29 protein-coding genes are annotated in these 26925 nt (G+C 66.0%); 7 read left to right on the top strand and 22 right to left on the bottom strand.

Annotation, left to right across the window (positions count from 1 at the left end):
- Window positions 1–20: 20 nt before the first annotated feature.
- The 4 genes from kch to wrbA all read right to left on the bottom strand — a co-directional run bounded on the left by kch (window position 21) and on the right by wrbA (window position 3793).
- Complete coding sequence (gene kch / locus THIARS_RS14115) at window positions 21–1208, bottom strand: voltage-gated potassium channel protein (RefSeq protein ID WP_245845927.1); 1188 nt, start codon at window positions 1206–1208, stop codon at window positions 21–23.
- 92 nt (window positions 1209–1300) lie between these two features.
- Window positions 1301–2731: an FAD-binding oxidoreductase gene (locus THIARS_RS14110; protein WP_094161440.1), complete on the bottom strand. Its 1431-nt coding sequence runs from the start codon at window positions 2729–2731 to the stop codon at window positions 1301–1303.
- The gene (locus THIARS_RS14105; RefSeq protein WP_094161439.1) at window positions 2728–3192 is read right to left on the bottom strand and encodes a DUF2069 domain-containing protein; all 465 of its coding nucleotides are present in this window, start codon (window positions 3190–3192) and stop codon (window positions 2728–2730) included. The genes THIARS_RS14110 and THIARS_RS14105 overlap by 4 nt, the downstream gene beginning before the upstream one ends.
- Before the next feature lie 7 nt (window positions 3193–3199).
- Window positions 3200–3793: an NAD(P)H:quinone oxidoreductase gene (gene wrbA / locus THIARS_RS14100; protein ID WP_094161438.1), complete on the bottom strand. Its 594-nt coding sequence runs from the start codon at window positions 3791–3793 to the stop codon at window positions 3200–3202.
- Window positions 3794–3804: 11 nt separating this feature from the next.
- On the opposite strand from wrbA, the gene THIARS_RS14095 reads away from it, so the two are divergent.
- The 7 genes from THIARS_RS14095 (at window position 3805) to THIARS_RS14065 (ending at window position 9690) form a co-directional block, all read left to right on the top strand.
- A complete protein-coding gene (locus THIARS_RS14095; RefSeq protein WP_094161437.1) occupies window positions 3805–5019 on the top strand; it encodes a YihY family inner membrane protein in 1215 nt (404 codons plus the stop codon).
- Window positions 5020–5417: 398 nt separating this feature from the next.
- Window positions 5418–5927, top strand: coding sequence for a DUF1269 domain-containing protein (locus THIARS_RS14090; protein WP_094162149.1), 510 nt, complete (start codon window positions 5418–5420; stop codon window positions 5925–5927).
- A gap of 105 nt (window positions 5928–6032) precedes the next feature.
- Window positions 6033–6833, top strand: coding sequence for a tetratricopeptide repeat protein (locus tag THIARS_RS14085; RefSeq protein WP_094161436.1), 801 nt, complete (start codon window positions 6033–6035; stop codon window positions 6831–6833).
- Window positions 6834–6957: 124 nt separating this feature from the next.
- Window positions 6958–7401, top strand: a complete 444-nt coding sequence (locus THIARS_RS14080; protein WP_094161435.1) for an Hsp20/alpha crystallin family protein — start codon at window positions 6958–6960, stop codon at window positions 7399–7401.
- A 129-nt stretch (window positions 7402–7530) separates the two neighbouring features.
- Window positions 7531–7986 carry a universal stress protein gene (locus THIARS_RS14075; protein ID WP_094161434.1) on the top strand — a complete coding sequence of 152 codons (456 nt, stop codon included), beginning with the start codon at window positions 7531–7533 and terminating at the stop codon, window positions 7984–7986.
- Between the two features lie 40 nt (window positions 7987–8026).
- Window positions 8027–8794: an ABC transporter permease gene (locus tag THIARS_RS14070; protein WP_094161433.1), complete on the top strand. Its 768-nt coding sequence runs from the start codon at window positions 8027–8029 to the stop codon at window positions 8792–8794.
- Entirely contained in the window at window positions 8791–9690 is a 900-nt protein-coding gene (locus THIARS_RS14065; RefSeq protein WP_094161432.1) for an ABC transporter ATP-binding protein, read from the top strand. The genes THIARS_RS14070 and THIARS_RS14065 overlap by 4 nt, the downstream gene beginning before the upstream one ends.
- A 90-nt stretch (window positions 9691–9780) precedes the next feature.
- Here the strand turns inward: THIARS_RS14065 and mgtA are convergent, their stop codons facing one another.
- The 18 genes from mgtA to THIARS_RS13975 form a co-directional block, all read right to left on the bottom strand.
- Window positions 9781–12279 carry a magnesium-translocating P-type ATPase gene (gene mgtA / locus THIARS_RS14060; RefSeq protein ID WP_094161431.1) on the bottom strand — a complete coding sequence of 833 codons (2499 nt, stop codon included), beginning with the start codon at window positions 12277–12279 and terminating at the stop codon, window positions 9781–9783.
- Window positions 12280–12429: 150 nt separating this feature from the next.
- A complete protein-coding gene (locus THIARS_RS14055; RefSeq protein ID WP_186436684.1) occupies window positions 12430–12729 on the bottom strand; it encodes a hypothetical protein in 300 nt (99 codons plus the stop codon).
- 36 nt (window positions 12730–12765) lie between these two features.
- A complete protein-coding gene (locus THIARS_RS14050) occupies window positions 12766–13590 on the bottom strand; it encodes a S1 family peptidase (RefSeq protein ID WP_094161430.1) in 825 nt (274 codons plus the stop codon).
- Window positions 13591–13630: 40 nt separating this feature from the next.
- Window positions 13631–14263, bottom strand: a complete 633-nt coding sequence (locus tag THIARS_RS14045; protein WP_094161429.1) for a hypothetical protein — start codon at window positions 14261–14263, stop codon at window positions 13631–13633.
- Window positions 14264–14276: 13 nt separating this feature from the next.
- Window positions 14277–16637 carry a nitric oxide reductase activation protein NorD gene (locus THIARS_RS14040; RefSeq protein WP_094161428.1) on the bottom strand — a complete coding sequence of 787 codons (2361 nt, stop codon included), beginning with the start codon at window positions 16635–16637 and terminating at the stop codon, window positions 14277–14279.
- A 63-nt stretch (window positions 16638–16700) separates the two neighbouring features.
- Entirely contained in the window at window positions 16701–17537 is an 837-nt protein-coding gene (locus THIARS_RS14035; protein ID WP_094161427.1) for a CbbQ/NirQ/NorQ/GpvN family protein, read from the bottom strand.
- Window positions 17538–17657: 120 nt separating this feature from the next.
- Window positions 17658–17903, bottom strand: coding sequence for a hypothetical protein (locus THIARS_RS14030; protein WP_094161426.1), 246 nt, complete (start codon window positions 17901–17903; stop codon window positions 17658–17660).
- The gene (gene parA / locus THIARS_RS14025) at window positions 17900–18529 is read right to left on the bottom strand and encodes a ParA family partition ATPase (RefSeq protein ID WP_186436749.1); all 630 of its coding nucleotides are present in this window, start codon (window positions 18527–18529) and stop codon (window positions 17900–17902) included. The genes THIARS_RS14030 and parA overlap by 4 nt, the downstream gene beginning before the upstream one ends.
- Before the next feature lie 11 nt (window positions 18530–18540).
- Window positions 18541–18807, bottom strand: coding sequence for a 4a-hydroxytetrahydrobiopterin dehydratase (locus THIARS_RS14020; RefSeq protein WP_094161424.1), 267 nt, complete (start codon window positions 18805–18807; stop codon window positions 18541–18543).
- Window positions 18804–19238 carry a ferritin-like domain-containing protein gene (locus THIARS_RS14015; protein ID WP_094161423.1) on the bottom strand — a complete coding sequence of 145 codons (435 nt, stop codon included), beginning with the start codon at window positions 19236–19238 and terminating at the stop codon, window positions 18804–18806. The genes THIARS_RS14020 and THIARS_RS14015 overlap by 4 nt, the downstream gene beginning before the upstream one ends.
- Window positions 19239–19258: 20 nt before the next feature.
- Entirely contained in the window at window positions 19259–19597 is a 339-nt protein-coding gene (gene csoS1, locus THIARS_RS14010; protein WP_094161422.1) for an alpha-carboxysome major shell protein CsoS1, read from the bottom strand.
- 42 nt (window positions 19598–19639) lie between these two features.
- Window positions 19640–19936, bottom strand: coding sequence for an alpha-carboxysome major shell protein CsoS1 (gene csoS1 / locus THIARS_RS14005; RefSeq protein ID WP_094161421.1), 297 nt, complete (start codon window positions 19934–19936; stop codon window positions 19640–19642).
- A 113-nt stretch (window positions 19937–20049) separates the two neighbouring features.
- Window positions 20050–20298, bottom strand: a complete 249-nt coding sequence (locus THIARS_RS14000) for a carboxysome peptide B (protein ID WP_094161420.1) — start codon at window positions 20296–20298, stop codon at window positions 20050–20052.
- Window positions 20298–20555, bottom strand: a complete 258-nt coding sequence (csoS4, locus tag THIARS_RS13995; protein WP_094162147.1) for an alpha-carboxysome shell vertex protein CsoS4 — start codon at window positions 20553–20555, stop codon at window positions 20298–20300. Before csoS4 ends, THIARS_RS14000 begins: the two co-directional genes overlap by 1 nt.
- A gap of 20 nt (window positions 20556–20575) precedes the next feature.
- Window positions 20576–22105, bottom strand: coding sequence for a carboxysome shell carbonic anhydrase (locus THIARS_RS13990; protein ID WP_094161419.1), 1530 nt, complete (start codon window positions 22103–22105; stop codon window positions 20576–20578).
- Between the two features lie 11 nt (window positions 22106–22116).
- A complete protein-coding gene (locus THIARS_RS13985) occupies window positions 22117–24750 on the bottom strand; it encodes an alpha-carboxysome scaffolding protein CsoS2 (protein ID WP_245845926.1) in 2634 nt (877 codons plus the stop codon).
- A 180-nt stretch (window positions 24751–24930) separates the two neighbouring features.
- Window positions 24931–25257, bottom strand: a complete 327-nt coding sequence (locus THIARS_RS13980; protein ID WP_094161417.1) for a ribulose bisphosphate carboxylase small subunit — start codon at window positions 25255–25257, stop codon at window positions 24931–24933.
- A gap of 84 nt (window positions 25258–25341) precedes the next feature.
- The gene (locus THIARS_RS13975) at window positions 25342–26763 is read right to left on the bottom strand and encodes a form I ribulose bisphosphate carboxylase large subunit (RefSeq protein WP_094161416.1); all 1422 of its coding nucleotides are present in this window, start codon (window positions 26761–26763) and stop codon (window positions 25342–25344) included.
- Window positions 26764–26925 lie beyond the last annotated feature (162 nt).

Below are 26925 nucleotides of genomic sequence, written 5' to 3'. Positions count from 1 at the left end.
GGGACACCTTTGATCCAAGTTCAGTTTTGTGCGAAGAGCAGTTTGCTCACGGTCTCGTTGTCGATCGGTTCATCGAGCAGGGTCCGCGCCAGCAGGTCGCTGCCCAGCAGCTGCGGCGCAAACAGCATGTCGGGCTGCACGCGGCGGATCTTGGCCAGATGGCGCGCATCGTTCACCCCGGCGATGGTTTTCACGCCGGGCGCCAATTCCTTCACCGCGAGCACGGCGAATGCGTTCTCGGCATCGTCGTCGCGCAGGGTCAGCACGGCCTTGGCCAGCGGCACGCCGGCTTGCTCCAGAATCTCGTTGCGGCTCGCGTCGCCGACGATCACGTCGGCATCCTCCGGATACGGCGAGGGGCGTCCCGGCGACGCGATGACCGTCACCGGCACGTTGCGGCCGTGCAGTTCCTGCCACAGCGTGTAAGCCAAGCCCGAGACCCCGATGATGACGTAATGGTTGCGGCGGTTTTCGCGTTGCATCCTGCCCTCCAAAGCACGTTTCAAGCTGCCGCCCACCAGCGGCCCCATGACCACCGACAGCGTGGTGGCGAACACCGTGATGCCCAGCACGATGAGCGAGACGGTGAACATGCGCGCCTCGACCGTCCTGGGCACGATGTCGCCATAGCCCACCGTGGACATGGTCTCCACGGCGTAATAGAAGGCGGTGGGTAGATCCCGGATCGGCGGCGCATAGCCCGGCCCGAACCACAGGCTGCCGAGCACACCATAGATGAGCAGGCTGCCGATGCCCAGCAGCGCGAACAGCGAGCTTGCCGCCAGGCTGCTGCGGTTGAAATGCCGCGCATAGACGGCCAGCACGACGACGAGCGCCGCCGCGACGGCGAACACCGCGTCGGGCCGATGCGCGAACCCCAGCGCCAGGCCCGCCGACAGCACGGCCAGCAACAGGCTGATGACCCAGGCCACCCGGGCCCGCAGCACCAGGCCGATGGCCATCAGCAGCAGCCCCGCGCCGATGATCCCGCGCGGAACTGCCGCCAGGTCGGCCAGATGCGTCATGGCGCCGGTGCCATGCTGCACGACGGCTTGAAACCCGAGCCGCAGCGATCCAAGCTGAGGTCGGATCTGCAAGACTCCGCAAGCCACGGCCAGCAAGGCCGCCAGCACCTGCGGCCCCTGCTCGTGCCAGACATGCAAGATCCATCGCACAACCCCGGCCAAGCGCGCGCGCAGCGATTTCAAGCGCTTGGCGCGATGCGAAACCGCGGGGCTTGTAGGCGCCGGGGGGCCGCCGGGCGGACCGGCCGGCGAATCTGGCTCCGGCCCAGACGCAGTCATGGCCGGAGCACCTTGCCCGGGTTCATCAAGCCCTGCGGATCCAGCGCGGCCTTGATCGCCCGCATCATCGCTACCGCCACCGGGCTCTTGTAGCGCAACAGGTCGTCCAGCTTGAGCTGGCCCACGCCGTGCTCGGCCGAGAAGCTGCCGCCACAGGCCGCCGCCGCGTCGTGCACGATGCGGTTGCAGGCGTCCTGGTGCCGCGCCAGGAAATCCGCCGCATCCCCGCCGAGCGGGGCCTGCACGTTGTAGTGCAGGTTGCCGTCGCCCAGATGGCCGAACACCACCAGGCGCGCGCCCGGCAGCGCCTGCGTCACCAGCTCGGCGGTGCTTTCGACGAAGGCCGCCATGCGCGAGATGGGCACGGCGATGTCGTGCTTGATGTTGAGTCCTTCCTGGGCCTGCGCCAGCGGAATGTGCTCGCGCAGCGCCCACATGGCCTGCGCCTGCGCCAGGGTCTGGGCGACGGCGGCGTCGACCACCCTGCCCTGTTCCATCGCCAGGCCCAGCACGGCTTCGAGCCGGGCCTGGGCATGGGCTTCGCCCTCGTTGTCCGACAATTCCAGCAGCACGCACCACGGGCTCGACAGCTCCAGCGGCAGGCGCAGCCGGGGGAAATGGCGCTGCACCAGCTGCAGGCTGTGCGCGCTCATCAGCTCGAAGCCGGTCAACCCGGCACCCAGCGCACCCCGCGCCTGCTGCAGCAGGTCCACGGCATCCTGCGCGTGGGCGACCAGGGCCATGGCGGTGCGCCGCGCCGCAGGGCGCGCGAACAACTGCAGGCTGGCCGCGGTAATCAGCCCCAGGGTTCCCTCGGCGCCGATGAACAGGTCGCGCAGGTCATAGCCGGTGTTGTCCTTGCGCAGCGCGCTCAAGCCGTTCCAGATCTGGCCCTGCGGGGTCACCACTTCCAGCCCCAGGCACAGCGACCGCGCATTGCCGTAGCGCAGCACGGCCGTGCCGCCGGCGTTGGTGGACAGCACGCCGCCGACAGTGGCGCTGCCCTCGGCCGCCAGGCTCAGGGGGAACAGCATGCCGGCGCCGTCCGCGGCCTGCTGCACGGCGGCCAGCACACAACCGGCTTCGGCCACCAGCACGCCATCGGCCGTGGACAGGTCGCGAATGCGGTTCATGCGCCTGAGCGACAACAGCAGTTCGGTGCCGCTGGCATCCGTCGTGGCGCCGCCCACCAGGCCGGTATTGCCGCCCTGCGGCACGATGGGCACGCGGTGCGTGGCGCACAACTGCACCACCTCGGCGACCTGCGCCGTGTCACCCGGCATGGCCACGGCCATGGGCTTGCCGTGATAGCGCTTGCGCCAATCCGTGGCATAGGGAGCAAGGTCGTGCGCCTCGCTCAGCACATGGCTGGCCCCGAGCAGCGCGCGCAAGGCGTCGAGAAAACGGATGCGTTCGGCCTTGTTCATGGCTTGGCGCCGTTGCGTCCTGCGGGTGCCGCGCCCGGCAAGGCCGGCCCGGCCTGCAAAGACGCGGGCCTGCGCGCATGGGTGCGCAGCGTGGCCGCCATCACCCCGAAGGACACCAGCGCCAGCGCGCACTCGCTCCAGGCCAGCGCGCGCGACAGCGGGGAAGGGTCGGTCAATCCCCGCACCACGCCTTCGGTCATGTAGAACCACACCAGCATGCTCATCCACTGGTAGGTGTAAAGGCGCCCGCGCCACATTCCCGGCGCCGCCGCCAGCAGGGGCAGCACCTTCAGCATCAGCCACGAGCCGCCCGGGCGCAGCGGCGCCCACCACAGCTCCCATCCCAGACACAGCGCGACGAGGGCCAGCCACAGCAACAGATTGGCACGGCGCCAGGCCGGAGCGGCAAACCGCGGCGGCGGGGGCGCGGTACGCAGCGGAAGTTCGGTCGCTTGCTCCATGTCGCCCTCAAGCCAGCTTGCGCGCCGCTTCGGCCAGGCGACGCCCCAGCGCCGTGGCCAGGCGCAGCTCCTCGGCCGTGGTGTCAAGTCCGGCGTCGTGCCCGGCATGGTGGCTCGCGCCGTAAGGCGTGCCGCCGCTGCGCGTGCTCATCACGTCCGGCTGGCCGGCGAAAGGCAGGCCGACGATGAACATGCCGTGATGCAGCAGCGGCAACATCATCGACAGCAGCGTGCTTTCCTGCCCGCCGTGCAGGCTGCCGGTGGAGGTGAACACGCAGGCCGGCTTGCCCGCCAGCGCCCCGGACAGCCAGGCGCCGGAGGTCTGGTCCCAGAAATATTTCATCGGCGCCGCCATATTGCCGAAACGTGTGGGCGACCCCAGCGCCAGGCCGGCGCATTCCTCGAGGTCGCTCAGCTCCACATAGGGCGGCCCATCGCTGGGCACTGGCGGCTCGGGACGTTCGACCACCGTGGCCACCCTCGGCACGGTGCGCACGCGCGGCAACATGCCGGGCACCTCGGCCACGCCCCGCGCGATGGCCTCGGCCAAGGCGCGGGTGCCGCCATGTACGCTGTAATACAACACCAGAATGTCTCGCATGCAGCAATCCTATGCGCCCCCGCTACCGCCCGCCCGATATCCCGCAAAGCCTGCGCCTGCTGCTGAAGCGGTTTGGCGAGGAACGCCTGGCGCAGACCGCGGGCAGCCTGACCTTCACCACCCTGATTTCCATGGTGCCGCTGCTGGCGGTGGGCCTGTCCATCTTCACCGCCTTCCCGGCCTTTCACCGCATGCAGGAACACCTGCAGCAGCAGTTCGCCCATGCCCTGCTGCCCCAGAGCATCGCCGAGACGGTGTTCCGCTACCTCAACCAGTTCGCGGCCAAGGCCAAGGGCCTGGGCGCGGTGGGCGTGGCCGGCCTGATCTTCCTCGCCACCTCCATGATGCTCACGGTGGACAAGGCCCTCAACGCCATCTGGCGCACCGCCCGCCCCAGGCCGCTGGCCCAACGCGTGCTGCTGTACTGGGCCGGCATGACGCTCGGCCCCCTGGTGCTGGGCGCCGGGCTGGCCGCATCCACCGCATTGATGGCCGCGCATCGCGGCTGGGTGCGCCAGATCCCCGGCGGGGCCGACGTGCTGCTCACCCTGCTGTCCTGGGGATTCATGGGCACGGCCCTTGGCGCGCTGTACCGCTTCGTGCCCAATACCGAGGTGAAATGGCGCGACGCCCTGGCCGGCGGGTTTTTCGCCTCGGTGGGCTTCGACCTCGCTGGTCGCGCCTTCGCCTGGTACGTGGCCAGCATGCCCACCTTCACCGCGGTGTACGGCACCTTCGCCACCCTGCCGATCTTTCTCATGTGGATTTACTGGAGCTGGATGGTGCTTCTGCTGGGCGCCATGCTGGCCGCCTTCCTGCCGTTGCTGCGCGTGCGCGCGCTGCCGGTGCGGCCGCAAGCCGGCGCCGATTTCCTGCTCGCCCTGCGGCTGCTGCGCCAGCTCGCCTTGGCGCGCAACGCCCCCGAATGCGGACGCGACACCCTCGCGCTCGCGCGCAGCCTGCGGCTTGATCCCTTGTACCTGCAGCCCCTGCTCAACGCCCTGGAGGGCATCGGCTGGATCGGCCGCGTGGCGCCCGGGGGACACGGCAAAGGCGTGCGCTGGGCGCTGCTGGTCGACCCCGCGCAAACGCCCGTTGCCGCCCTGGTGGACGTCCTGCTGCTCGACCACGCCGCGGCGTCCCAGGTTTCGCCGCTGCTGGCGCAGATCGTCAGCGACGAGGAGCGCGCGCTGACCCTGGAGCGCCTGCTGGCGGCCGAGGCATGACGCGTTGCCAATCCGAACTGCGCAGCGACCTACGCGCTTGTGCACGCAGCGGCGCGCAGTTCCGGACACGATTTGTTGAACCTGCGCGTATCGACGACCTTGCATGCAGGCCAGGGCGGGCGGCTCGAACTTCAGCCTTGCGTAGGCAGCAGGGTGGCCGGTGACACCCCCTGGACTTTGCCTGATGCACATCAATGATTTTTTGCATATTTGCATCGACAATGTTTGCAGTTTTTCACGTTTATAGCGGCTTGATGTGAGATTTCAATTGGATCCCCTGGTGCGATAGCTTTCACCAAGACATGTATCCACGCCAGATCCCGCACCAACGCGAAGCGTGCGCACGCCAGTCCGCCGCAAAGCGGCGGTTCAGCCCCCGGACGATCGAGGAGACCACCATGCGCAGGTTGTACTTCCTGGTTCCAGATGTTCCCACGGCCAAGGCGATCGTCGATGATCTGCTGCTGGCTCGCATGCTTGAAAAACATATCCACATCATCGCGCGCGACGGCACGCCACTCGAGAATCTTCCCGAAGCGGGTCTGGCGCAGAAGACCGACCTCATCCCTTCCATTGAGCGCGGGCTTGGCTATGGCGGCGTCACCGGCACGCTCGCCGGTCTCGTCGCGCTTTCAATTCCTGGCGTGGCGGTGATTTCCGCCGGCGCGCTGGTGGTGGGCCTGGCCCTCGTGGGTTCGGCCATGGGCGCATGGCTCAGCAGCATGATCGGTGTGAGCGTCGACAGCCCACGCCTGAAGCAATACGAACAGGCCATCCAGCAGGGGCAACTGCTCATGATGGTCGATACGCAGCCCGAACGCGTCGATGAAGTCAACGCCCTCATCAGAAAACATCACCCCGAGGCCAAGGCAGAAGGTCTGGAGCCCGACATTCCCGCCTTCCCCTGAAAAACAGCCGTAGCGCTGGGGACTTGCGGCGTCTCCAACGGGCATCGATGCCGCGTTCGACCGTCTTTAATCCTCCAATTGAGCGCCGGATGAGAAGGATGCAACATGGCTGAAGAACACAACATCGCTTCGACATCGACGCACGCCCGTCAGTTTGATCCCCCTGATGCGTTCGGGGTCGGGTTGCCTGCTGGCTCGGCCGATGCGCTTGCGGTCGGCCTGGCCTACAAGGCCGCCAAGGACTACGCCCAGGCAGCTTCCTGGCTGCGCCTAGCCGCCGAAAGCGGCAGCAGCAATGGCCAGTACCAGCTGGGTTCCCTGTACAAACACGGCCAGGGTGTAAACCGCGACTATGCCCTTGCTGCCATGTGGTACGGCCATGCCGCGGCCCAGGGGCATGCGCGCGCGCAATGTGCCCTGGGCATTCTGTACAAGCGTGGCCAGGGCGTCGAGCAGGACTTCACGCTGGCCGCGCGATGGCTGCGCGAAGCCGCCGCACAGCGGCACGGCACCGCCCAATATCACCTCGGCGACCTGTACCAGGAAGGCCTGGGCGTGCCCTGCGACTTCGCTCAGGCCGCGCACTGGTTTCGCCAGGCTGCCGAGCAAGGTTGCGGAGCCGCGCAGTATTGCCTCGCCACGCTGTATCGCGATGGCCGCGGCGTACCGCAAGACTTCGCACGGGCCGCGCATTGGTTCCGCCTGGCAGCCGATCAGGGGAGCAACCTGGCCCAGTATTGCCTGGGAATCCTCTACAAAAGTGGACATGGCGTGCCACGGGACGACGAGCAGGCCGCCTCCTGGCTGCGCAAGGCCGTGGACCACGGCTATGTGAACCTGTCGACGCCGAGGCTTGCCCGAGAACGAGGCCGGCCCGGAACGGCGCCCTATCCAAGGGAGGCATGACATCCGATCCCGATTCGTGGGGCCGGCGCGCGAATTCACGACCTGAACGACCAACCGTCACCACCTCATGCGGGCAAGGTGTAAGCGGCGCTTGTCAATCTGCCCGCCATCACGGAGAAGCATCATGGCTATCGTCAAATTTGATCCCTGGCGCGAAATCGAAGACATGTTCGACCGCTACACCAGGGCGATCAGCTTTCCGCGCAAATCCACCACCGGCGAAATCGCCACCATCGCGGATTGGTCGCCCCAGGTCGATATCGCCGAAACGCCCAAGGAGTTCACCATCATGGCCGAAATTCCGGAAGTGAAGAAGGAAGACGTGAAGGTCTCGATCGACAGCGGCGTTGTCACCATCCAGGGCGAGCGCAAACAGGAAAAAGAAGAGAAGGACAAGAAATTCCACCGCATCGAGCGTTTCTACGGCAGCTTCAGCCGCAGCTTCTCGCTGCCCGACAACATCGACGCGAACGCCGCCCAGGCCACGTTCAAGGACGGCGTGCTCAGCCTGCAGATTCCCAAGACGGCGGCAGCCCAACCCAAGGCCATCGAGGTGAAGGTAGCGTGAAGCATCGTGGGCCTTCGACAGGCTTCCAAAGCCTGACGAGGGCACATCTCGAACCTGTGCCGCCGGCATGCCTGGCGAAAGCGCGGCGAGACCTCGGCCTGGACAGACCAACATCAAAGGACGTCATCCATGTACACCAACATCCTCGTCGCGGTCGATGGCAGCGCGGTCTCCGATGCGGCGCTGCACCATGCCATCCGGCTGGCGCAGGATCAGCGCGCCAAGCTGCACGCGATCCACGTGGTCGACATCGTGGGCATGCCGTGGGAAGAGGTCGACATCCAGGACATGCTGACGTTCTATCGCCAGCAAGGCGAAACCATCCTTGCCCGTGCCGTGGCCTCGGCGAAACAGGCGGGATTGAGCGTCACCTCAACCCTGCTGGAAACGCGCGCCGACGGTCCGCGCGTGGCGGAAATGCTGGCGGACAAGGCGCATGGGATCGCCGCGGACCTGGTGGTCCTGGGCAGCCATGGCCGTCGCGGCCTGACCCGGCTCTTTTCGGGCAGCGTGGCCGAAGGCACGGCGCGGCTTTGCGGCGCGCCGGTGCTGATCGTCCACGGGCCGACGCAAAAGTCTGGCTAGGCGGCAAACCGGCCCCGCTGCTTTCGTCAAGGCGCAAGACATGATCTTCTTTCGACAGACCTTCGGCGTCGCCCGGCGCATCCTGACGGAATACCGCAGACAGCGCCGGACGCTGATCTTCTGGGTCGTGTTTCCGGCGCTCATGCTGCTGCTGTTCGACCTCATCTACGCCAACAAGACGGCCATGGCCGCCAGCCGGGATACGACCCCTGCCGGCATCCTGATCGGCGCGGCGCTGTTCTTCAGTTGCCTTGGGGGAACGGTGTCCATCATCGTCGCCGAACGTGAGCGCCGCACCTTGCGGCGCCTGCTGGTCTCCCCGCTGTCTCCTGCCGCCTACTTTCTCGGCATCGTGCTCGCGCTATCCGTCGTCGCCGGCCTGCAAACCCTGATCGTGTATGGCCTAGCTCACAGCATCGGCGCGCGCTTTCACGGCAGCGTGCTGCTGGGGGCAGTCATCGTCGCACTCTCGGTGTTTGCCTTCGTGGGCCTGGGGTTCTTTTTCGGGGCCCTGTTCGCCAAACGGGCCGAGGATGTCAACGGGCCCGTGGCGGCGTTCGGCGTCCCACTTCTGGTGCTCGCAGGAACCTGGTTCCCGGTCAGCCTGCTGCCGCCGTTCTTGTTGCGGGTCGCATGGTTCGATCCCATCTTCCACATGAACCAAGCCTTGAAGGGCGTGGCGGGCCAAGGCCTCGGCTGGGCCGATGTCTCGGCCAGCCTCGCATTCCTGAGCGCCTTCGCGGCAGCCTCGCTCGGGCTCGGCGTCGCCGCCTACAGGCGCATGCTCGCCGCAGAAAAACGCGCATGAGTGCCGTTCGCCTGGCCGACATCGACAAGACCCTGGGAGCGCGGCGCGTCCTGGATGGACTGAATCTGACGATCGAACAAGGCGAGATCTACGGCCTGCTCGGGCCGAACGGTTCGGGAAAATCCACCGCCATCAACATCCTCTGCAATCTGCTCGACCCCGATCGCGGCACGGTGGAAATCGACGGCAGGCCGGCCTCGGCGGCGGCGCGAACTGCGCTAGGCATCTGCCCGCAGGACATCGCGCTCTACCGGGATCTCTATCCGGCCGAGAACCTGCGGTTTTTCGCCGAGATCTACGGTTTGGCGCCGGGACATGCCTCGCGCCGCATCGCTGAACTGGTCGGGCTCTTCGGCCTCGAAACTTTCGCGCGCACACCGGTTGCAGCGTTGTCGGGCGGATGGCAGCGACGTGTCAACATCGCCGTGGCGCTGGTGCATGCCCCGACTTTGCTCGTCCTCGACGAACCGACCGCCGCGGTCGACGTCAAGGCGCGGCAGGAACTCTGGCTGATCATCGAAGCCCTCAAGAAGCAGGGCATGACCATTCTGCTGACCACGCATCACCTCGAAGAAGCGGAGCGCCTCTGTTCGCGCGTGGGCATCCTGAAAGACGGGCGCCTCGCCAGGGAGGGCACGATTGCCGAAATCCTGGCGCTGGTTCCGGCGCAAGCCATCGCGCTGGTCGATGGGCCGGACCCGGAAAAGGTGCGGGCGCGTGCGCGCGAACTGGGCTGGGCGCTGCGCGACTATGCCGGCCGGATGGCATGTTTGCTGCCGCAGCAGGCATCCCTGGAGGAAACCGCGCTCGCCCTGCGTGGGGTCGGCGCGACCTCGATCAACCTGCAACGCGTTTCACTCGAACACGCCTACCTGGAAGTCATGCAGGGTGCATGAGGGCGCCCTGCACGGTGACAGACACGGGCTCGCCGCGTGGCGCTGGCGACATACCGCGCCGGCATCGCGCAGAAACCCATCGCGTGGCTCTCATGCGTATGCCCAGCGCCGGTAGAACCAGCGCTTGCCGGCCTCCACCAAGAGCAGGTAGACCACCAGCAGCACCGTCAGGAGTGCGAAGAACTCCAAGGGCAGCGGCGCGAAACCCAGATCGCCGGCGATGGGCGAGAAGGGCAGCAGCATGGCCAGCGCCACCACCCCCAGGGAAACCAGCATCAACCAGGGATGCGGGTGGCTGCGCAGCGGGTTGCGCCGCGTGCGGATGACGAAGATCACCAGGACCTGGGTGGCGATGGACTCGACGAACCAGCCGGTGTGAAAAAGCGCCTCGTCGGCCTTGAACAGAACGATCAGCAGGTAGAAGGTGAGCAGATCGAACACCGAGCTGATCGGCCCGATCACCAGCATGAAGTTGCGGATGAAGCGCATGTCCCAGCGTCGCGGGCGCGCCATGTCCTCATGGTCCACGCGATCGAGCGGCAGCGGCAACTCGGAGACGTCGTAGAGCAGGTTGTTGAGCAGGATCTGCAACGGCAGCATGGGCAGGAAGGGCAAGACCACGGCTGCCGCGGCCATGCTGAACATATTGCCGAAGTTGGAGCTGGTCGCCATCATGATGTACTTCATCACGTTGCCGAAGGTGCGCCGGCCTTCGAGGATGCCGGCGTGCAGCACGTGGAGGTCGTTCTCGAGCAGGATCATGGCCGCGGCCTGCTTGGCCACGTCCACCGCGCTGTCGACGGAGATGCCCACGTCGGCGGTGTGCAAGGAAGGGGCGTCGTTGATGCCGTCGCCCAGATAGCCGACGACGTGCCCGCGCGCCTTGAGCGCCAGCAGGACACGGGTCTTCTGCGCCGGGTTGGCGCGGCAAATGAGATTCACCCCGCCCACGCGCGCGCGCAGCGCATCGTCGTTCATGCGCGCGATCTCCTGGCCGGTCAGCACGCCGGTGATCGGCAAGCCCAGCTGCGCGCAGACGTGCCGCGTGACGCGCTCGCTGTCGCCGGTCACGATTTTCACCGCCAGGCCGCTGGCGACCATGGCGGCCAGCGCCGGGCCCGCGCTCGCCTTGGGGGGATCGAGAAATGCGGCGAGCCCGGCGAAGATCAGCGCGGTTTCATCGGTGACGACGGCGTGCGGATGATCCGCTGCCACCTCGCGCCAGCCGATCCCCAGCACGCGAAAACCGTCATCTCCCAGGCGGTCGAAAAGTCCCTCGATGCGCCCGCGCGCCTGCGCGTCGAGCGGCAGGATCTCGCCGCCCTCGCCCTCGTACCGGGCGCACAGGCGGAGGATGTCTTCCGGCGCGCCCTTGCAGATCAGCAGGCGCTGCGACCCGCGCGCGACCAGGACCGAAACCCGTCGGCGCTCGAAGTCGAACGGCACCTCGTCGAGCTTTTTCCACCCGGAAACGTCCACTTCGCCATGCTGCAGGATGGCGTCGTCGAGCGGGCTCTTCAGCCCGGTTTCGAAAGAACTGTTCAAGTAGGCCAGTTCCAGCACCCGCGCGTATTCCTGGTTTTGCGCGTCGACATGGCGCTCCAGGCGTATGCGCGCCTGCGTCAGCGTTCCGGTCTTGTCGGTGCACAGGACGTCCATCGATCCCATGTCCTGGATGGCTGACAAGCGCTTGACGATGACCTTCTGGTCCGCCATGCGCAAGGCGCCTCGCGCCAGCGTCACCGAGACGATCATCGGCAGCAGCTCGGGCGTGAGCCCGACCGCCAGCGCCACCGCGAACAGAAACGATTCCAGCAACGGACGGTGATGGACGATGTTGACCAGCAGCACGAACAGCACCATGGCCAGGGTCAGACGCATGATCAACAGGCCGAACTGGCGCGTCCCGCGCTCGAACGCCGTTGCCGGGGCCGGCTTGGCCAGGGATGCCGCGATCTGCCCCAGCGCGGTGGCAGACCCCGTGCGCATGACGAGGATGCGCGCCGAACCGCTGATCACCGAGCTGCCCATGAACACGGCATTCCCGGCCTCGGGCAGCCAGGCGTCGAACCCAGCGCTCGGATCGACGTGTTTCTCGACCGGATACGGCTCTCCGGTGAGCTGGGCCTGATTGACGAAAAAATCCTCGACTTCCAGCGCCAAACCGTCGGCCGGGACCAGGTTGCCCGCGGACAAAAGAACGACATCGCCCTGCACCAGTTGCGGCAAAGCCAACGCGCACGGCAGACCGTCGCGCAGCGTCGTGACGGTCACGGCGACTTGCTCGGCCAGACGCTCGGCCGCTCGGCCGGCACGATGCTCCTGGAAAAAGTCCAGCAGCACACTGGCCAGGATGATGACGCCGATGACGGCGGCGCCCATGACATCGCCCGTCATCGCCGAAACGCCGCTGGCCGCCAGCAGGATCAGCACCAGCGGGTTCTGGAACCGCGCCAGTAGTTGCAGGGCCAGCCGCCGTTGCGGCTGCGGCCGGATCTGGTTGGGGCCGTCGCGCTTGAATCGCGCCTGCGCTTCGGCGCTGCTCAGGCCATTCCACTGCATGGGCCGAGCGGTCGCATGCGTATCCATGGATCATGATCCGGGTCACGGTGGCTGCGTCCGCATTCGCGCATCGATGGGAAGCACGGCTTTGGACTTCGAGCCCCGATCGTAGGCGCAGACCATGACAGCCACGCCGTCCGGCCCGGCATGACAAGCACCGGGGCGGTCTGTGCCGGCCTACTCGTCGTCGTCCAGTTCCGCGTCCCAGCCATGTTCCCTGGCGCGGACGATGGCCTCCGCATAGAAGCGGGCGTGACGCGCGCGGAGTTCGGGAGGCAAACTGCTCGGCAGGTTGCCGTGCTTGTCCCACTCGCGGTCCACGCGTTCGACCAGGGCCTGCATGCGGCCCAGGTCCCAGCCGGCGCAATCCTCGGTCTCGGCGATGAAGCCGAACACGCGGGCGTCGAGCACGACACGGCCGAGCTGGGTGATGCCGTGCTTGTCCTGACTGAATCCGGGATAGGTCATCTTTTGCATGGTTGCACCGGTGAAGCGGCTGTGGGGTTCGAACGATCAGCTAAGCCAGTTGCGCACGAAAGCGTCGATGACTTCGCGCACCGATTCGGACTTGATGATCAAACCCAGGTCGATCATTTCGGAAGCGACCGACGGGCCTGCATTGTGCGCCGGCACCGGGCCGGGGACGATCTGGTTGGCTTCTTCGCGGAAAAACACCGCCGCGACGACACCCGCAAACCAGATCGAGCGCGCGCCGTCGCCGCGCGGGCGCAGCGGATCGTCGCGCATGACGAACACCGGGCTTCCGCTCGACCCCGGGTACACCGCGGCGTCGATCAGGAACTGCTTCTGGCCCTCGAAATCGAGTTCCAGCGGCGTGGCAGTGGTGCCCCGGCGCAGGATAGGCATGAGGTTGACCTCATCCCACATACCGCTGGGGTAGCCGACGAACAACACGTCCTCAAGCGCGTCGAAGCCGCGCGTGGCGGCGGCATCGGGAATGCTGGCGCTGTCGATCGCGTGGTAATAGAGATCGATGCCAAGTTCGCGCGCGGCGCGCTCCAGCGGGCGCAGCGGCACGATGGCCAAGTCGACCTCGGGATCGGGATGGAAAAACCAAGCCGCCGGGAAGTCGTCGATGTTGAGTTGGAAACGCTGGCCGAAGGCGGGCTTGCCATCACGCGCCTGCGTGAACACCAACCCGCCGCGGCGCACCCCTTCGACCAGATGCCGATTGGTGACGATGAACGGCGTCGTGCCCTTGGCGTGGCTGTGGGTGATGATGAACGCGGTTCCCGAGCCGGCACTGCCGTCTTCGAGTTCGGTGTCCACGCGCACCGTGCAAAACAGCAGGCGCTTGGCGATCGAGTCGATTTCCATGATGCGATGTGCGGGGGCGGCTCGGCAGCGTCGCTCTGCCTCAGGGGTGGGCGGCAGCGCGCTGGTTCAGGCGCTCGATCGCCGCCACTGCGGCACGTTGCGCCTCCTCGGCCTCGGCCTCCGATCCCATCATAGTCAGGCGGCCGAAGCTGCCGAAGGGTTTGACGTCCACCAGCGTGACGTGAGCGGCCTTTTCCGCCTCATTGGCCGCATAGACAATGTAGCCGGCAGGCTCGACTTCGAGGATGAACATGCTCTTGCCCGGCAACAGCATCGAGCCTTTGCGCAGTTGACGGTTGATCAGCGTGGCATGGTCGGGGGTGATGGCGCGGATGATCTCGTTCCAAGCGATTTTGCAGCGCAGGCGCGATTCCATCGTGGTGTCGAGCTGCCGCAGGATCACATCGCCGGCAGCGAGCACTTCGCTTTGGTTGCGGAAATGGATTTCCATCGATCCGAACGCACGCTCCACCACCTGCTCACCCATGCGCACATTGGTTTTTTTCAGCGCGATGTCCGAGAGGTTGTGGACCGCCATGCCGGGGGCGACTTCGATCCACATGCAGGCATCGCCCGGCACCGGCAGAAAGCCCTGCGACGAGGTGGCGAGATAGGACGCGAGCTGCGGTTGCAGCGCGTCGAGAAAGACGAAGGTGCGCAAGCTGATTTTCATCGCGTGGCACCCTTCAGCGCGTGAGGTTCATGTACAGCATCGGCAGTTTTTCCGGCAGACGCTCGACCTGGTCGATGACGGTGAAGTTCTTCGCCCCGAAAATGCGCGATACGTATTGGTCGGCATGCGGGTCGAGCGACAGCGCATACACCGTGATGCCCTGGCGCGCGAGTTGCTCGATCGCATGCTTGGTGTCGTGGCGCAGGTATTGCGGATCACGCACGTCGTTGTCGGCCGGCTCGCCGTCGGTGATGACGAAAATCACGCGCTTGGACTTGGGCTGCTGCGCCAGATAGTGCCCGGCGTGACGCAGCGCCGCGCCCATGCGCGTGGACAGATGCCCCTTCATGCCGGCCAGGCGTGCCTTGACGAGGTCGCCATAAGGCTGGTCGAAGTCCTTGAAGCGGTGGTAGTGCACGTCGTGCCGGCCATCGGAGCAGAAGCCGTGGATCGCGAACGGATCGCCGATGCGGTCGAGCGCGTCGGCGAACAGCACGGTGGCCGTGCGGGTGAGGTCCATCACCGTGTAGTCGTGTCCGCGCACCTTGTCGTTGGACGACTCGGACATGTCCAGCAACACCATCACGGCGAGCTCGCGCAGCTTGCGCTTGTTCCGCATCATGATGCGCGGGTCGGGTTGCTGGCCCATGCGGATGTCGATCATCGCGCGCACCGCGGCGTTGATATCGATCTCGTCGCCATCTTCGACGTGACGGATGCGCTGCATGCCTTGCGGCACCATCGATTCGATCAGGAACTTCAGCCGCGAGATCAACGGCTTGTTATCGGCGATGATGTTCTCGATGATTTCGAGCTCACGCACCGGCGGATGGCGCTCGAGGACGGTGACCCAGTTCGGGCGGTCGAGCTGAATCTGGTAGTCCCACTCGGGATAATGGAAAGGCTCGGAAATCGGTGGGCGGCCTTCGAGTTCGTTGATGCTGACGCCGTCGTCGAACAGGTATTCGGTCGGCAGCTCCCAGACTTCCTGCGCGTCATCGCCGGCGAACTCGTTGTCGACTTCGTTGACCATTTCCATCAGGCTGACTTTCTTGCGCACCTGCTGCCGCGTCTGCCAGGTGGCTTCCAGCGCCTGCGCCTCGTCGTACTCCTCGAGCTGCCACACCGCCCGGTTGTCGTCGCGGTAGATCGCGCTCAAGCGGTGATCGGTGCGGCTGTTGAACTCGGGCAGCGGCAGCTCGAACAGCTTATGCGACAAATCGATGCCGAGGTTCCAGCTCGTCTGGTTGCTCGACAGATCGTCCTGCGCGCGAAACGCCGCCACGGCTTCGCGCACCCAGGGATGCGGGTCGCGGCTCTGCGCTTCCAGCAACGCGCGAGCCAGGCGGTCGAGCAGTTCGCCGACGCTCTGCGGCTCGCGCGCATCGTCGAACACCGGGTGCAACGCCAGCCAGGCCTCGCGCATGTTCGGAAACTGCCGGATTGCCAGTTCCTCGACCCGTGCATCTTCGAACACCTCGATCACGGCCATTTGCGCCGGGTGCAGCATCTGCATGGACAGCGGCTGTTGGGTGAACACCAGATGCGCGGCGCAATGGTTGGCCGCGGCGCGGTAGATCTCCAGCGCCGGCACGCATTGCTCGGGCGGGGTGTCGGGGCCCAGCGGCTTGTAGTCGTCGTAGGCGTCGGCGATGTGGATGACGTAATGCTCGATGTAGGGCTTGAGTGCTTCGCGGTTTTCGTAATCACCCGCGGTCGGCCGCAGGAAAAAATCGCGCCCCCACATCGCGCGTTGATAGATGTTCAGGCGGCGCTGGATGTCGACGAACAGCGTGCCCTTGCGCTCTTGCTGCAGCACAGCCAGCGCGTCCGGACTCTGCAGCGAAAAGTACGCGACCTGACCGTCGAAATCGCTGCGATACGCCTGCGCGCCCCACTGCACCCAGCGCCGCAGGCCACCCAAGGTGAGCTGGGTGAGCAGACGGTCGAGGTTTTCCAACATCGGGCGCAGGCCGCGGGGCACCTGCGCGAGCACGATCTCGAGCACCTTGAGGTAACTGCCGAACAGGTCGGCATCGCCCAGGCGCTGCGCCGCCAGCGGCGCGGTGCCGACGATCAGCGCCAGCACATGGCCCGAGGTCTTGGACGCCATGCTGAGGAGAAAATTGACCAGATCGGGCAGCACTTCCTCGCCCACCCCGCGCGCCAGCTCGGGCATGGACTGGATGAAGCCGACGACCAGGTCTTCGCCGCGGCCGAGGTGATGCAACGCGACCGCGCCCTTGATGTAGTTGTCCAGGCCGCGCGGCGTGAATGCACGCGCCGCCTCGTTCCAAGACGCACGCAGCAGCTCCTGCGCGCCTCCGGGCAGTTCGTCGAGCAGTTCTTGGAATTCTTCGAGGTGAATGGCCATGATGCGAACCCCGCCCCGGCCGCAAGACAGCGCTGCCGGGAGCGTACGGGCGATGCGGTCCGATCAGAAGTAGGTGGTGACCGCCGAATCGAGCGCATCGCGCATGTCGGGGTCGTCGGTGATCGGCCGCACCAAGGCGACGCGGCACGCCGCCAGCGGCGCCACGCCCTTGGCGATCAGGCTGCCGGCGTAGATCAGCATGCGGGTGGAAATGCCTTCATCGAGGCCATGCCCTTTGAGGTTGCGCGCCCGCTCGGCGATGTGCACCAGGTTCTTCGCCACGTCCACGCCCACGCCGCTTTCGTGCGCGACGATCTCGGCCTCGGTCTCGTGTTCGGGGTAGTTGAAATCCAATGCGCCGAAACGTTGCTTGGTCGACTGCTTGAGGTCTTTCATCAGCGACTGGTAGCCCGGGTTGTACGAGATGACCACCTGGAAATCGGGGTGCGCCTCGATGATCTCGCCCTTTTTCTCCAGCGGCAGAATGCGCCGCGCGTCGGTCAGCGGGTGGATCACGACCGTGGTGTCCTGCCGGGCCTCGACCACTTCGTCGAGATAGCAAATCGCGCCATGGCGCGCTGCCAGCGCCAGCGGTCCATCCTGCCAGCGCGTGCCGCTGGCGTCGAGCAAGAAGCGGCCGACCAGGTCGGAGGCGGTCATGTCCTCGTTGCACGCCACGGTGATCAGCGGCTTGCCGAGCTTCCACGCCATGTATTCGACAAAACGGGTCTTGCCGCAGCCGGTGGGCCCCTTGAGCATGATGGGCATGCGCACCGAGTATGCCGCCTCGTACAGCGCGACTTCGTCGCCGACGGCGCGATAGTAGGGCTCGCGGGCCACGCGGTAGCTGTCGAGCAAACCCGATGTCGGCGCACCGGTTTCGGCCGCTGATCGCGACATCGGTTGCGTCTCCGAGGTCGAAGTCGTAGAACGGGAAGCTGCATCCCGCCGCGGCATATAGGTTCGCATCAGATTTTCGTCACGCATGGTGGTATCCAGAAGTCATCGGTTCGACCGGTTTCAGTCCGGCCACACGCGATCGGGGAAAAGTGCCTGGGCGCTCGAAGCGGGCTCAAGGTTCGCTCCAGTGCCCTGGATGCGCGCAGGGGCAGCGGCTTGACGCGCCGGCGCGGGCTGCGTGCTCGTTTGCTTGGCGCCCTTGGCTGCCGGGCGCGGTGCGGCGGGCTTGGCAGCGGCGGTCTTGGACGGCGTGGCGGATTTGGCCTGACGCACACTGCTGGCAAGCTTGTCTTTGATGCTGGTCATGATGCTACAACCTCCTCGATGATGGCCTCGATTTCTGCGGCGGCGGCCTGCCCGCGCGCACCCATTTGAAACACCGACACGCCTTCGAGCGCCGCCGTCTTGTAGATGCTGCGCCGGCGTACCGGGGTTTGCAGCACCGGCAGGCCGAATTCGGCCAGCGCTTCCTGCATGGCCGCCGACAGCGCGCTTCGCGCTTCGATCTGATTGAGCAGCAGGAAGGCTCGCAGCTTCGGATTGCGTTTGCGCGCCTCGTCGATTTCCTGAGGTAGCCGCAGGCTAGCCCACAGGTCCACGGGCGAAGGCAGAACCGGGATCAGCGCGACATCGCAGGTCTGCAGCGCGAGTGCCGCGGCGCGGGTGTCGACCGATGGCGGGCAGTCGAGCACGATGTGATCGAAGGCGCGGAATTCCCGGCGCAAATCAGGCAGGCTGGCGCCGACGCGAAGCTGCTTGACCGTGGCGGGAAATGTCGCGGTGCCGGCCGCGGCCCATTGCGTGGCCGAGGACTGCGGGTCGAGATCGACGACCACGGCTGGCGCACGTCGCGCCAGCCCGGCGGCGAGATTCATCGCCACCGTGGTCTTGCCGGCACCACCCTTTTGGTTGATGACCGCGATGACCCGCATGCCTGCCAACGTCACTCCCCCTGCTCGGCCAGCGCTGAGATGCGTGCGGCGAAGACTTCATCCTGTGGCGCGAAGGCCTGGCCGTCGGCCGCCTCGAGCGTGACATTGACGTAGGTGGTGCCGAAATTGATATTCTGCGGATGCCGCCCGAACTCATCGCATAGAGCCGACAAGGCATCGAGAAACGCGCGCGTCTGGGCGTAACGCTCGAAGGCGAAGCGTCTGAACAATGTTGGCGGCTTGTCGCGCCTTTCCCAGCCTTGCAATGCGTCGCTCATGTCGAGGCCCCTGCGGATTTGGTGTGCGCAATGTGCTCGAGATGCTCGCGCTCCTGCGCCAACAGCGATTGGAGCAAAGCCGTCGAATCTTGGTCGCGCAAGCGCCGTGCATGCATCAGCGCATCGGCATAGAGTTGGACGGCCTGCACTTCCAACTGGTGATCGTGGGCGAGCAATTCCTGTGCATTGCGGCCCAGGCGAACGACGGGCAACTGTCCGCCCGAAGGGGCCACGCCGAGAAGGATCTGACGCTCCATCAAGCGTTCGGCGTGTTCCAGTTCTTCGATGGCCTCGGCACGCAGGCGGGCCGCGAGTTCCACATCGCCCCAAAGGCGCGCAAGCACGCTTTGTGCGAGATATTGCTGGACCGCGCTCATCTCGTGGTTGAGCGCGCGTGCCAGCCACCCCAGGGTTCTCGGATCGACAGCCATGGCAGGAAACGACCCGTCGGTCAGCTGCGCGTGGAGGTGATTTCGGCGTCGCGGCCGCCGCCGTTGACGTCGGGCTTGGTCGGCAGAATACCCTCGACCTCGCTGTGCACGCGGGCAATGATGTGCGCGGCGACCAGGCCGTCACCCACGCGCTCGCAGGCGTCGGCACCCGCGCGCACCGCGGCGTTGACGGCACCGGTCTCGCCGCGCACCAGCACGGTGACATAGCCACCGCCGACGAACTGGCGGCCGATCAGGCGCACCTCAGATGCCTTGGTCATCGCGTCGGCCGCTTCGATCGCGGGAACCAGACCGCGGGTTTCGATCATCCCCAGGGCAATGCCGTTGACGTTTGCCATGTTGCTGTCCTCGTAGTCGTTTCAGGAAAGATAGGGAGGGTCTCAGGCACTCGGAGCCTTGGGCAGGATGCCCTCGACCTCGCTGTGCACGCGGGCAATGATGTGCGCGGCGACCAGGCCGTCACCCACACGCTCGCAGGCATCGGCGCCTGCACGGACTGCGGCGTTAACCGCACCGGTTTCGCCGCGCACCATCACGGTGACATAGCCGCCACCGACGAACTGGCGTGCGATCAAGCGCACTTCGGCGGCTTTGGTCATCGCGTCGGCCGCTTCGATCGCGGGAACCAGACCGCGGGTTTCGATCATCCCCAGGGCAATGCCCATCGTCTCTGCCATTTGCTTACTCCTTTGTCAAAAAAAGATTGGTTGAACTGCCACTCGCTGCACCCAAGCGCCCGTCACGCGTGCGCCCTTTTGCTCTGTACGTCCGTGTTTGCACACGTCTGTTTTCACGCTTCGTCCCACCCGTCGATGATGCCGCAGATCGTGAGATCCGTCGTCGTCGCCGGATCCGGCATCGCCAGCCTGGCGGCGCTGCCCAGCGTGGTGAACACCCATTTGCCTGGCGGCGCACCGACCGCGTCGGACGCCACCATGACTTCACCCTTCTGCCCCTTCAGCACGCGCAATGACACCGAACCGAGCCCTGGCACACGCCGGGTGCACACCAGTTCGTCGACGACGCGCCAGATCTCCATCAGACTGCCTCCGGATTCCAGTGGTCGATGATGCCGACGATCGTGAGATCGGACGGAAAATCCCTGGCCCCGGCCGCATCCCGCGCCGCCGAGGAACCGACGCAGATCACCCAGTCACCGGGGATACAGCCCACCGCATCGACCGCCACGCTGCGCGTTCCGCCGGGTTTGTCCTGCACGACGAGCAGCGGACGATGGCCGAAAGCGTCGATACGGTTGGTCGACACCAGGGTTTTTTCAACACGCATGATTCGCATGGCGTTTTGGTCCTCGATGCTCAATGGTCCGCGACGGCTTCATCGGCCACGAAGTCGCAGCATTCGTCGCCGTTGCGGTCGCTGACCGCCATGGCGCATGTCAGCAACCCCTTCTTTGCCAGATCGGCGTAGCGCCCGACGATGGCGTCGCGCACGCGGCACGCGCGATCGACTGCGCGCTGGCGCGAGCCGGGAATGCGGGAGTCGTATTCGAAATGCACCAACACCGGCACCGGCAAGCCATGGGCAACATTGAGATTGCGAAAAATCTTGATCCCCACGTCCATGTCGGGCGCCCCCTCCTCCACGGTGTCGAGATGTGCGAAATAAAACAGGTTGCGCAACTGCAGCGTGCGCACGGCCTCGCCGGCGACGATGCACTCCTCGTCGTGGCCGATGACGGCATAGCGCCCGGTGTGGTGCTTGATGACGTATTCGATCTGCGACAGATTGGCCTCGGCCAGCGCCGACACCAGGCGGCGCATGCCGTCGCGCATCTGGCCCTGGCCCTGGCCCCAGCCGCCGGTGCTCTCGACGTCGGCGATCATCTCGGCGATCCGCACGCGTGCCGCCTCGGCCGACAGCCCAAGGGTCTCGCGGTAGATCTTCCCGGTTTCGATGTAGCGGTGCGGATTGACATCGCCGAACGCGTCGGGAAGATGGATGCGCAGCGCGTCCAGATCGGTGTCGACCCCGATCAGCAGCACGTCGGGCGCCGCGCCGACACCGAAACTGCGATCGATCGCCTCGCGGAGTTCATCGAGGCGGCTGAGCGCCGACTCGGTGGCTTGACGATCGTTGCTGCCATGCGCGGCGCAGCCCTGCGCGCCGGGATTGGAACTGCTCAGGTGATAGACCGCGATCTTCAGGTAATTGAGACGATCACCGTCTTCCATCGCTCCCGAGAGGCGCTCGACTTCGCGCTGTGCCCAGTCAGCCACGTCGCCGTCGACGTCGAACAGGGCACCGGCATAGGCCTTCACGCGTACGTTCGGCGCGGGCAGCAAGCGCAGCACATAGGGGGCAATGCCTTGCAGGCGGCCGTCGGCGCACGGGCTGATGTCCACCGTGTGGTAACCGCAGCTATGCAGGAGATTCGAGTCGATCGGCAGTCGCTGACTCCATCCCGCCTGCTCCGCGCTGGCGCGCTCGACACACAGCTTGAGGCTGTTGAAAATGCAGTGCGAGTGCAGTGCACGCAGGTCCAGCCCCGAAACCCAGGCGTCGTCGAGCACCTCGCGCGGCAGTTCGAAACCGAGCTGCTCGAGCGCGAGTTGCTGCGCGCGCTCGGCAAATGTGGCGTCATGCTGATGCGCAGAAATTTGCTTGAGCACGCCGACGATGCGGGCGAAGCGTCCGCGCACGGTCTGCTCGTAAGTGAACAGCTCCCGGTTGAGTTCGCGGTCGACGAGCGAGTGCTCGCAACTCTGCCCGCTGCCGATGACGCAAGCAGGATGCTCGGGCACCGCCGCGATGCCACCCGCGTCGGCCATGCCCACCGGCCCGACGCCGCTGCGCCGCAAGGCCTGCATACGTTGTCGCGTGTTCATCGCCACAATCCTCAGCCGCGCGCTCCGCCCGAAACGGTGACGGTGGCACCTCTGCGGGTGTTACCGGACGACCCGGTGATGACCGAATCAGGCACTTCCGGACGCTCGAGTTCGCGGAACTTCACCGCGTTGACACCGGCGCCACGCGGCTGGCCGCGCTTCGAAGGGTTGCGCACCAGGCTGGACGAGCCTTCAGTGCCCGTGACGCGGGTGTTGGCGTTCCAGGCATCGCCCGAAATGCGGGTCCCTTGCTGGCTTCCCTCGCCGCTCAGGCGCAGCGCGGCAGCGACGACTTCATCCTGTTGCGTCTGGCGGCGGGACATATCGCCATGCCGGAACTCCGGCGTTCCGGTGATCAGGCCGTCAGCCTTGTTGATCGGCCCGGTGATGCGCGAGCTGCTCAGCGCACTACCGGTCACATCGTCGACTTGGCGCTCACGCGCCTGACGCGCCGGACTCTGGATGCTGAAATCCTTCGGCGCGGGCGGCCGCGGCGCGACATCGAACGTGCGTCCGCGCGAAACGAAACGACCGCTCACCGCGCAATGGTCGGGCCTGTTGTCCGGCCCGAGGTAAGGCGTGCCTGAAACCGGCTCGCACGCGCCACGCTCATCGCCGGTCATCTGCGATCCTCCTGCGCCGGGACGGTCGCCGGTCACGACGGTGGCCGGAATCACGGCGCTGTCGCGCACGCGCGCCGCCTGGGCCTCGAGGCTAGGGGCCGGGCAGAAATTCTGCATTTGCGACGTGCCGGAGTACTGCGCGCCGCTGATGGGAGCGCAGGCGCCGGCTTCGTTGCCGGTGACGTTGGCAGCACGCCCCGGATAGCTGCCGGAGACCGGCTGACCTCGCAGCGTGGTGTCGAAGACGACCTTGCTCACGGATTGCGCGGCCGGCGCCTGCCCTGGCGGGCACACGGCTGCAAGCTGCTGGGTGCCGATGTAGTCGGTACCGGTGACGGGTTTGCACCCATAGGATTCGTCACCCGACAATTTTGGGCTTGGAGCGACCTCCGAACCCGTGACAACACGTCCGGCGAGGGTGTGCATCGTGCTGACCTTGTTCGGCCCGGGCGCTTCGCACAGGGCTGCGAAATCGGCCGTGGTGTAGTACTGGCTTCCGGTGATCGCGCGGCAAGAGCCGACCTCGTTGCCGGTGACCTTCGTCGAACGATCAACGGTGCTACCCGAAACGGCTTGCGCGTCGCGCGTCGACATCACACTGACCTTGCGCGGCGCAGCCGGTGCGCTGGTGCGGCACAGGTCGCGGAACTGTTCGGCGGAAAGATATTCGGTTCCGGTGATGACGCGGCAGCTACCGGCCTCGTCGCCGGTGAGGCGCTCGCTGCGGCCCACCAGCGTGCCCGTGACCGTTTTGCCCGAGCCGGTGTGCGTGACCGCGACCTTGTCCGGCGCGTTGTCGCTTTCCGGCGGGCGGCCGTAGCGCGTACCGGTGATCGATCGATCGGCGCCGGATTCGACGCCGGTGACTTTGCGCGGGCGGTCGACCAGGGAACCCGTCACAGTTTTGCCCTTGTCGGTGGATGCCACCGCGACTTTTTCTGGAGATGGGGTCGGGCGCGTACCGCAGAACTGTTGGAAACGCTCGGCCGACAGATATTCCGTCCCGGTCACGGCATAGCAGGTGCCCGGTTCATCGCCGGTGGCCTTGGTCGAGCGACCCAGCGCGGTGCCCGTGATGCGCTGCTCGCGCAGCGTGCTGCCTATCGCAACCTTGGGCACGCCGGGTTCGGCACGCACGCCGCAGATGGTCTGGAACTGTTCGGTACCGATGTATTCAGTACCGGTGATGTTGCGGCACGATCCGGGCTCGTTGCCGGTGACCTTGGCGCTGCGCTCGACCATCGTGCCGGTGACGGGTTGGCCGGACAGGGTGTGGCCTTCCTCGACCTTGACCGGCGCCGCCTTGACGTCACGCGCCTTGACCCGCCCGCTCGGTCTCGATGCGGCGCTGGTCGACAGGCCCGCGCGACCGGCGAGCGACAGCACCAGGCGATGCTGCATCGCGACCTGTCTTCCGGTGGCGCCCCGGATCATTGCAGCCTGCCAATCCTGCCCTGGCATCGCCGCGGCGATCTTGGTCGCCTGGGCAACCCGCTTGAGCCCAGCCTTGCCATCTTGCGTCAGCGCTGCGCGACGCATCTTGGCCAACGCGCGTCCAGTCGCCTGTTCGACGCCCGTGGCAGCGGGCGCGCGCTGCGCGTGTTCCTGCGCCGTCACCACGGCTACCGACACCTCGCCAGCCGCCGCTCGCTGCACCTGCTCCCCACTCGGAGCGTCGGCGCGCTGAGCCTGGCAATCGCACTGCGCGCCGCAGCCGCAATCACCCGCGCCAGACGGATGCGCGGCTTGACGCAAATGCGCGCTCGGACGAGCCGTCGAAGCGGTTTGCAGGGCGGCCTTGCCAACAGTGGCGAGCGCTTGACGTCGCGCCCGTGCTGGCGACACGGCTGCCGCCGGCAAGGCCTCGGCGCGTGCCGAGACCGGCATGGTCGATACCGCCGCAGGCGCTGGGGCCTGCGCGCTGCGCCAGGCGGTTGCGACCTTGGCTGCATCCATCATGCCGCCTGCGCTGCCGTGCGGCGCAGGCGCTTTGGCGATGGCGGTTTTGCCTTGGCGGGCCATCGCCTGGCGACGCTGGAGCGCCAATTCCCGCCCGGATAGGTTTGCATTGGCATGACCTGGTGCAGCGATTGTCATACGGACCTCAGCACTTGGAGTTCATTTCAGGCGGCCGCAGGCCGCACCGGGTTGTTCGAATTCACGCAGCACAGACCCGCCCTCGGACGGGCCTGTTGTTGCGTTTCAGCGGTAAACGACAAAAGCGATGCCCTGGCTCTGCGCGTAGTTGTCGTAAGCGACGAAGCGCACCATTTGATCGGGAAATTCACGATGGCAGGCCTCGATCTCGGCCAGCACGACGTCGATCGACTGCTCGCCGAACATCGGCAGCTTCCACATATGCCAAAAGCTCACCTTGGCAGGCGTTCCCTTGGCGGTGTGCTCGACCGCAGGGTTCCAGCCCTGGGCGATGGCGTAGGCAATCTGGCGGCGCACCTGGTCGGGCGTCATCTGGGGAAGATACGAAAAGGTTTCGTACTTTTTCGTCGAGCGATAGGCTTGAACGGCCATGGCTGTGTCCTTTCGAAGTTGGGGGTCGAATCCGGCCGGCGTCGCCTCATTGCGGCGCGAATCGAGCGGATTCGGTTTGCAGCATTACTTGTTGGCGATGTCGAGCTTATCCACCGTGTCGAACTCGAACTTGATCTCTTTCCAGGTTTCCATGGCGATTTTCAGTTCAGGCGAGTGCTGCGCGGCGGCGGTCAGGATCTCACGGCCTTCTTTCTCGACCTGGCGGCCTTCATTGCGCGCCTGCACGCAGGCTTCGAGTGCGACGCGGTTGGCGTGCGCACCGGCGGCGTTGCCCCAGGGGTGGCCGAGCGTGCCACCGCCGAATTGCAGGACCGAATCGTCACCGAAGATGGTGACCAGCGCGGGCATGTGCCAGACGTGGATGCCGCCGGACGCGACGGCGAATGCGCCGGGCATCGAACCCCAGTCCTGGTCGAAGAAGATGCCGCGCGAACGGTCTTCCGGCACGAAGGATTCGCGCAGCAGGTCGATCCAGCCCAGCGTGGAGGCGCGGTCGCCTTCAAGCTTGCCCACCACGGTGCCGGTGTGCAGGTGATCGCCGCCGGACAGGCGCAGGATCTTGGTCAGCACGCGGAAGTGGATGCCGTGGTGCGGATTGCGGTCGAGCACGGCGTGCATGGCGCGGTGGATGTGCAGCAGCATGCCGTTGTCGCGGCACCAGTTGGCCAGGCCGGTGTTGGCGCAGAAGCCGCCGGTGATGTAATCGTGCATGATGATCGGCGCGCCGATCTCTTTGGCGAACTCGGCGCGCTTGTACATCTCTTCAGGCGTGGGCGCGGTGACGTTCAGATAGTGGCCCTTGCGCTCGCCGGTCTCGGCCTCGGCCTTCAGCGTGGCTTCCTGCACGAATTCGAAGCGGTCGCGCCAGCGCATGAACGGCTGCGAGTTGATGTTCTCGTCGTCCTTGGTGAAGTCCAGGCCGCCGCGCAGGCACTCGTACACCGCGCGACCGTAATTCTTGGCCGAAAGGCCCAGTTTGGGCTTGATGGTGCAGCCCAGCAACGGCCGGCCGTACTTGTTCATCTTGTCGCGCTCGACCTGAATGCCGCTGGGGGGGCCGCCGCAGGTCTTGACATAGGCGATGGGGAAGCGCACGTCCTCCAGGCGCAGGGCGCGAATCGCCTTGAAACCGAACACGTTGCCCACCAGCGAGGTGAACACGTTGACCACAGAGCCCTCTTCGAACAGGTCGATGGGATAGGCGATGAAAGCGTAGAAGCAGGTGTCATCGCCGGGGACGTCCTCGATGCGATAGGCGCGACCCCTGTAATAGTCCATGTCGGTCAGCAGGTCGGTCCACACCGTGGTCCAGGTGCCCGTGGACGACTCGGCGGCCACCGCCGCGGCAGCCTCTTCGCGATCGACGCCAGCCTGCGGGGTGATTTTGAAACACGCCAGGATGTCGGTGTCCAGCGGCACGTAATCGGGCTGCCAGTAGGTTTGCCGGTACTCCTTGACCCCGGCCTGATAGGTTTTGACTGCCATGTTTGACGACTCCTTAAAGCGCGCTGCGCGCGAGAACAAACGACGAGTGAAAGCTGGCGCAACACGACGAATGCCTCGGCCCGCTCGACCGAGGCATCGAAGCCTGGGCTCAGGGATGGATTCATCGATTCGCGTGCCGACACCATATCGGACGAAATCATA

The organism is Thiomonas delicata (genome assembly GCF_900088825.1).
GTDB lineage: Bacteria > Pseudomonadota > Gammaproteobacteria > Burkholderiales > Burkholderiaceae_C > Thiomonas_A > Thiomonas_A delicata.
Note: the sequence above shows the minus strand (reverse complement) of the source record. Positions and strands in the feature narration are given on the sequence as shown.